The sequence below is a fragment of the Phytobacter sp. V69 genome (genome assembly GCF_965644215.1).
In the GTDB taxonomy this organism is placed as follows: Bacteria; Pseudomonadota; Gammaproteobacteria; order Enterobacterales; family Enterobacteriaceae; genus Phytobacter.
In genome coordinates, this window is record NZ_CBFFRL010000225.1 from 1 (window position 1) to 6,663 (window position 6,663).

A 6,663-nucleotide genomic window follows, 5' to 3' on the forward strand; every position below is an offset into this window, starting at 1 on the left:
TATCGGTAGTTAACCCTTCCTCCTACACTCTCCACAATCATGTCCGAGCGTTGCACTTATTATCTGAATTCGCGAAATTATGTCCAGACATATTCTCATCGTTGATGACAGCCGATTATCACGCATGATCTCAAAGCAGTATGTACTCAGTCAGCATCCTGAGTGGCAGATTGAGGAAGCGTCGACAGGCGAGCAGGCAATTGAGATGGCGGCGATTCAAAAGCCGTATCTGATCCTGCTGGATGTCAATATGCCGGGAATGGGCGGCCTCGTTGCGGCCGCCATCCTCCGTGAAACTCACCCGGACACCCACATTGTTCTGCTTACCGCTAACGTACAGAATTCCGTTCAGGCACAGGCCGACCAGCTTGGTCTGGGCTTCTTGTCCAAACCCATTAAAGAGCCGCAAATCCACGCCATGCTGCAAAACCTGGAGTCGAACTGATGATCGATTTGACGGATATGAGCGAAATCGAAGCGGACAGCTTGATGGAGATCTTCAATATCGGTGTGGGTCATGCGGCAGCCGCAATGAGCAATATCGTTAATGAAGAAGTCCGCATGTCTGTCCCATCGGTACGCATTACCACCCGTTCGGAAGCGGCCGATGAACTCGGCGCGGGCCTTTCGTTGTGTGGCATCAGCCAGCAATATAAAGGGGCGTACGCCACCGAAGCCATCCTGATGTTTCCGGAGACCGCGAGTTTTGAAATCGTCCGCATGATGGTAGGCGATTTGATTCCCGCCCATGAACTGGGTGAGATGGAACGCGAGGCGATGAGCGAAATCGGTAATATCGTGCTCAATGCCTGTGTGGGTACGCTGGCAAATATGTTCCAGAAAGAGTTGCAGGGTTCACTGCCGGTGTTTCGCATGGGGAGTAGTGAGCAAATTCTTAATCCGTCGCACGATCCCAGTGACCCGTCGGTGTTAATGTTGCGCATCGATTTCTCACTGGAACGTCAAGAGATTGAAGGGTATCTGGCTTTTATCCTGGACATGTCGGCGTTGCGTGATTTGCGTGAACAAATCAGCCTTTATATTGAACGCGTTGAATCTGGCATGGCTTCCGACGGGCTCTGATAACCATGAATGACAAGCTGCTACTGGATGCATTTTCCGCCCTGAGTCTGGGCGTGATTGTTTTTGATGCGGACTACAAGATAACGTTGTGGAACGCGTGGTTAGAAGCACATACAGGTCGTACAGCAAGCGAAGCCAGGGGGAAGGATTTCTTCACGATTTTCCCGGATCTGCGCAACCATCGTGTTGGCGTAGCCATTCAACAAGCTATTTGTCATAACTTACCGGCGTTGCTGTCGCAGTCGCTGCACCGTTCACCGTTCCCGCTGTTTGCGGAACCCGCGCAGCCAGGTGAGCGTTTGAGCCAGGCGATCACCATCGTCCCGCTGGGAGATGTGGAACGCTATTGTCTCATTCAGATTGTGGATGTCAGCACGGCGGTGCGTCGCGAATCATTGTTACGCGATCAGGCCCATGTGCTGCTCTCCCAGTCGCTGTCCGACGGGCTAACGGGCGTGGGCAACCGTCGCTATTTCGATCTCTGCATCGAGAAAGAGTGGCGGGCCAGCAAGCGCAATAATAAACCACTGGCGCTGCTATTGATCGACGTGGATTTCTTCAAACGCTACAACGATCGTTACGGGCATCAGCAGGGGGATTTGTGCCTGCAGCAGATCGCCGCGGCAATGCGGAGTTCGCTGTTGCGCCCGTATGACATGCCGTTCCGCTACGGTGGGGAAGAGTTCTGTGCATTATTGCCGGAAACGCGCTCGGCCGATGCGGTGGTGGTGGCGGAAAGACTGCGTGCAAGCGTTCAGGCGCTGGCAATACCGCATGCCGGTTCACCGAGCGGCGTGGTGAGCGTGAGCGTGGGCGTGGCCAGTCTTAATCAGCGTATGCACACGGATTTCGGCAGTTTGATTCAGGCGGCAGATGACGCGTTGTACGAGGCCAAGCATGCCGGGCGCAATATCGTGCGCGCCAGCACCGAAGCCTGGGGCGACGGTCTGATTCCGACGAAGCCTTCTGACCCGAGTTGAGTTGGGGAGGGGGAGTAGACTGGATAATTTCTCTACAGCAACACTGATGCTACAGACCTGTGTGATCGTACCGCGATGGTGTAGAGTCCCCGCTGAAATCGGTGAGACGAAGACCGGATGACAAGGTCAGGCCGCCATGGATGGCGGACTGAGGTTTGTCGAGACAGGGATGTCGAGTCAAACCGACCGCAGACAGAAGGTCGGGCGGCGAACGCAGTGCGTAGCACCGATTTCCGTGCGGTGCCGCGGGGATTGTTAAGGGAGCCGCGGTGGCTCCTTTTACCCGTTCACGTGATGGCGTCTTTCAGGGAACTGAGATGTTTTAGTGAACGGAGCCTTTCCTCCCAATAATCAAATATCCGCATACTCTCTTATCAGCTCAGCTTAAGAATACGCGTTGCATTCTGCCAGGCGACGGCATTCCGCTCCTGCGGACTCACCTGTGCATTTCGTTCGCCAGCCGATCGTTGGCGAGGCGGGCCAGGCACATGGCGGTGCGAGTATCCGGCTCAATTTGGACACCCGGTCCGGCAAGCGAGAGGATGCAAAAATCGACCTGATTTTTGTCCATCATCTCAAGGCGACGCTGACCAAAATCCGAGAGCGGAACCACGACTTTATCGATAAGCCCGGCGCGCAGGTTTTGCTGGGTTTCGCGTAAGTAGCCGAGAAAATCCGGCAACATAAAGTGTTCTTCCAGCGCGATAATGCGCTGGGGCTTTGCGGCAACGGCGGATGAAGCCTGGGCGACCGGCGTGGCGGCCTGCGTTCGGGGCGAGGTCAGTACGCTGCCCGTAGCCATCAATGTGGTGGCGGCGCACGTAGTAGGTTACGGCGAGTGATCATCATGTAACTCCTTGAAGAAGTGTGCGTTCAGATACAGAGGGATGCCTGCGTTTATCGCACGCAGGGCAAGGTGTTCATGATGCCGGGTTGGCGGAAAGGAGAATGGAAAGGGTTAACAATTGCCGCGAGAGAGCATTCACGATTTGGAGATTTATTGTGCAAAAAGGCCCGCAACGCAGGCCCTGGGTTATCAACCTCTCTATCAGCAGATCGGTTTTTTACGCAATCCCATACTGTGTAAAAGCCTCACCGCAATGCGCAGTAGCGTGAACCGGCAAAACAGCGGTTGCTGGTAGTGGAGAAGCGTCAGAAACATAGCCATCCTCCATGCCTGTGCTCGTCAGCGAAAAACCGGAAGCAGGCCAAAGACTTCAAGAATAACGGTTAAGTAGACGATCCCGCCGCAGATAATCACGGTGTTGAGTACGGCGTTATTACAAGGTGCGCGGTAAGCGGCGGTGGCAAAACGACGGCGGGCGCTTTTAACCAGGAATGGCGGCAGGATCACGCTCCAGATGGTGAACGCCAGTCCGGCATAGCCGATAGCGTGGACAAAACCGTTAGGGAAGAACAGGCACACCGCCGCCGGTGGCAGGTAGGTCACAATGGCGGTTTTGCCACGCCCGATACCGTTATTGGGGAAATGGAACAGGTCGGCAATGTAGTCAAACAAGCCGAGCGTGGCCGCCAGCAGGGAACTGGCAACGGCAAAGTTACCGAAAAACGTCAGAATCAATTCCATATAGCGGCTGGTAAAAATCCCGCCAATCGCCTCAACAAAAACATCGATATTGCCGCCTTTAGCGATAATCGGTGAAAAGTCGGCGCGGCTGATATTACCCATCGTCACCGCCAGCCAGAAAATATAGAGGATCAGCGCAAAAAGCGTCCCGATAATGACGGAGTTTTTGATGTGATGAATATTCTCTTTGCCGTACAGCTTCACCAGGCTTGGCACGTTGCCATGAAAGCCAAAGGAGATAATGCAAAACGGCAGCGTCATTAAGACATAGGGCAGATAGCGAGTTTGCGGCAGGGCGACGCTGGCGGTATCGAGCAGATTATTGATATTGATGGTGCCGATCATGCCGGAAAAGGTGGCGAAAAAGGCGATAAATTTACCGAAGATCAGCACGGTGGTAATCCGCCCAACCAGCAGCGAGCTGTACCACGCAATCAGGCTGACAAGCACGCTGACCAAAATAATCGACATATGGGAAGGTAGCGTCATCCCGCTGTATTTGGCAATGGTGTTGGATAATACCGCCGAAGAACCGGAAATATAGGCGTAGGTCAGGATATACAACACAAAACCGAAGGCGAGGCCGACAACAAAATTCCAGCGTTTACCGAGCAGCTCAAGAGTAAAGGTATTAAAGCTGGCACCAACGTCAAAATGCAGGTTCACCTCGACCAGCATGAGTCCGGTCATCAGCATCATCAGTGAAATGGCGATAAGGATCAGGGCTGCGCCGGGAAACCAGACGCCCGCCATCGCAATCGGCAGTGAAAACATACCGCCACCCACCACGGTGGCAATCACAAGCATGGCGCCGCTGGTCAGCCCGGCGTCACGAATTGGTTCGGATATAGAGAGGGCCATAATAGATATTCCTGAATATGCGTTTTACCCGTCATCATTCAGGTTGCAGGTGCAGTAGCAGCAACACGAAGTATTCAGGGTATTTGTTATATAAGTCCGAACATCATTTTTATCGGCAAGAGACAAAACTGCCCCATGAGGTCATGGGGCAGGAAAGCGAATTAAATATATTCAAAGCGGGCGGTGAAGAAGCGCAGTTGTTTGGGCTCGTAAGTGAAACGCAGCCCGCGAATATCCTCTTTGTGTTTGTACAGTTTAATAATTCCGTCGGCGACGACATCCATATGCGCGTAGGTATAAACGCGGCGCGGAATGGTCAGACGCACGGTTTCCAGTTTCGGTTTATGGTGCTCGCCGGTCTCTTTGCTACGTCCGGCCGAGATAATACCGCGCTCCATGCTGCGCACCCCGGTTTCGACATAAATGCTTGCCGCCAGGCTCTGGGCCGGAAACTCTTCCTGGCTCAGGTGTGGGCAGAAGCGACGGGCGTCGAGGAATACTGCGTGGCCGCCAACCGGCTCAACGATCGGTACGCCCGCGGCTTTCAGTTTGTCGCCGAGGTAACGCACCTGCTTAATACGGTGCTCGATGTATTCGAATTGCATCGCTTCACGCAAACCAATCGCCATCGCTTCCATGTCGCGTCCGGCCAGACCGCCGTAAGACGGCATCCCTTCGTAAACCACCACCAGCTCACGGGCCTGAGAGAACAGTTCATCATCGTTCATGCACAGGAAGCCGCCGATGTTCACCAGGCAGTCTTTCTTACCGCTCATGGTGCAGCCGTCGGCATAGCTGAACATCTCATGCACGATCTCTTTGATACTCTTGTTTTCAAAGCCTTTTTCTTGCTCTTTGATGTAATAGGCGTTCTCAACGCAGCGGGTGGCGTCGTAATAGACCTTGATACCATGGGCGCTGGTAAGCTCACGCACGGCACGCATGTTTTCCATCGACACCGGCTGCCCGCCTGCCAGGTTTACGGTCACCGCCAGGCAGATATAGGCAATATTTTTCGCGCCTTTTTCATCGATCAACTTTTGCAGTTTGTTGAGATCGATATTGCCTTTAAACGGTACGTTCAGGGTGGCGTCATGGGCTTCGTCACGCACGACATCGACAAAGGCGGCGCCATTTTTTTCCTGGTGATAGCGGGTGGTGGTGAAGTACATATTGCCCGCCACGTACTGGCCCGGTTTGATCGCCAGCTGTGATAACAGGTTTTCCGCACCGCGACCCTGGTGGGTCGGCACAATATGTTTGAAGCCGAATAACTCACGAACGGTGGCTTCCAGATGGTAGAAGTTGACGCTGCCCGCGTAGGCTTCGTCACCCATCATCATGCCTGCCCACTGTTTGTCGCTCATGGCGTTGGTGCCGCTATCCGTCAGCAGGTCGATATACACATCTTTGGAATTTAATAAGAAGGTATTCAGACCTGCTTCTTCCATTTTTTTAAGACGTTCGTCACGGGGAATCATTGAGACGGTTTCAACACTTTTAATACGGAATGGTTCTGCCGGATAGATCATTTTATATCTCCAGTGAGTTCTGTGATTTAAAAAGTTATAGCGGTCGCATTCCTCCAGTTAATTCTGGAGGTGTCTTATTGTCATTTCCCTTTCCCGGGAATCATTTGGCAAACGCATCATGCGATAAAGAAATCACAAAAGGAATAGCCGGGTCGTAATTGATTTTTCGGCGTTTTGGCCGTGTTGTAAAACAGGTGATGAGGTTCACAATTAAAATATAATTATCAATATATTCATGTGGTTGTGATTTCTTTTGCGCGCGAATAAATAAAAGAATGAGCAAGGGAAACACACAATTCGGAACGTTCGGTGAACGACGTTATTTATCGCTATTTTGAAATGTGAACCAGCGGGGTAAAAGTGCGAAATAAATCCCGCTTTGACTCTCATTCATTTCATCAAGATTGCTTAACATCGTAAACATTAGTTTACATGCATTCTATTGTGTCGCGTAAAGATTATTTTTTTCAGTAGGTTGAACGTAAGGGTGTGTGGCTGGGCTCGTGCTTTCCGTTCACAAAGTACACAGCCAAACGCGCCGGGTGAACCGCCCCGGGAATCCTGGAGACTAAACTCTTTGAGAGAGAGGTAAACAGGATGACTAAAAACACACGTTTTT

General features: G+C 52.3%; 6 protein-coding genes. 3 read left to right on the forward strand and 3 right to left on the reverse strand.

Annotated elements, in window-relative coordinates; genetic code table 11:
* The first annotated feature begins 79 nt into the window (after positions 1–79).
* The 3 genes from ACSZPU_RS21890 to ACSZPU_RS21900 are packed head-to-tail and all read left to right on the forward strand — an operon-like array spanning position 80 to position 2,063.
* Entirely contained in the window at positions 80–445 is a 366-nt protein-coding gene (locus tag ACSZPU_RS21890; protein WP_499003090.1) for a response regulator, read from the forward strand.
* Positions 445–1,083 (forward strand): chemotaxis protein CheC, encoded by a 639-nt coding sequence (locus tag ACSZPU_RS21895; RefSeq protein WP_499003092.1) that lies wholly within the window; start codon positions 445–447, stop codon positions 1,081–1,083. Before ACSZPU_RS21890 ends, ACSZPU_RS21895 begins: the two co-directional genes overlap by 1 nt.
* Positions 1,084–1,088: 5 nt before the next feature.
* On the forward strand, positions 1,089–2,063 hold the full coding sequence (locus tag ACSZPU_RS21900) for a diguanylate cyclase (RefSeq protein ID WP_499003094.1): 975 nt from the start codon (positions 1,089–1,091) through the stop codon (positions 2,061–2,063).
* Positions 2,064–2,499: 436 nt separating this feature from the next.
* Here ACSZPU_RS21900 and ACSZPU_RS21905 read toward each other — a convergent pair whose 3' ends face one another.
* The 3 genes from ACSZPU_RS21905 to ACSZPU_RS21915 all read right to left on the reverse strand — a co-directional run bounded on the left by ACSZPU_RS21905 (position 2,500) and on the right by ACSZPU_RS21915 (position 6,044).
* Complete coding sequence (locus tag ACSZPU_RS21905) at positions 2,500–2,865, reverse strand: hypothetical protein (RefSeq protein WP_499003096.1); 366 nt, start codon at positions 2,863–2,865, stop codon at positions 2,500–2,502.
* A gap of 384 nt (positions 2,866–3,249) precedes the next feature.
* Positions 3,250–4,512 carry an aromatic amino acid transporter gene (locus ACSZPU_RS21910; protein ID WP_499003098.1) on the reverse strand — a complete coding sequence of 421 codons (1,263 nt, stop codon included), beginning with the start codon at positions 4,510–4,512 and terminating at the stop codon, positions 3,250–3,252.
* 161 nt (positions 4,513–4,673) lie between these two features.
* A complete protein-coding gene (locus tag ACSZPU_RS21915; RefSeq protein WP_499003100.1) occupies positions 4,674–6,044 on the reverse strand; it encodes a tyrosine phenol-lyase in 1,371 nt (456 codons plus the stop codon).
* Between the last annotated feature and the right edge of the window lie 619 nt (positions 6,045–6,663).

What these genes read in the sequence shown, in the direction of transcription:
- ACSZPU_RS21890 (WP_499003090.1), top strand. Translation starts at nt 80, where the DNA reads ATGTCCAGACATATTCTCATCGTTGATGACAGCCGATTATCACGCATG.
- ACSZPU_RS21895 (WP_499003092.1), top strand. Translation starts at nt 445, where the DNA reads ATGATCGATTTGACGGATATGAGCGAAATCGAAGCGGACAGCTTGATG.
- ACSZPU_RS21900 (WP_499003094.1), top strand. Translation starts at nt 1,089, where the DNA reads ATGAATGACAAGCTGCTACTGGATGCATTTTCCGCCCTGAGTCTGGGC.
- ACSZPU_RS21905 (WP_499003096.1), bottom strand. Translation starts at nt 2,865, where the DNA reads ATGGCTACGGGCAGCGTACTGACCTCGCCCCGAACGCAGGCCGCCACG.
- ACSZPU_RS21910 (WP_499003098.1), bottom strand. Translation starts at nt 4,512, where the DNA reads ATGGCCCTCTCTATATCCGAACCAATTCGTGACGCCGGGCTGACCAGC.
- ACSZPU_RS21915 (WP_499003100.1), bottom strand. Translation starts at nt 6,044, where the DNA reads ATGATCTATCCGGCAGAACCATTCCGTATTAAAAGTGTTGAAACCGTC.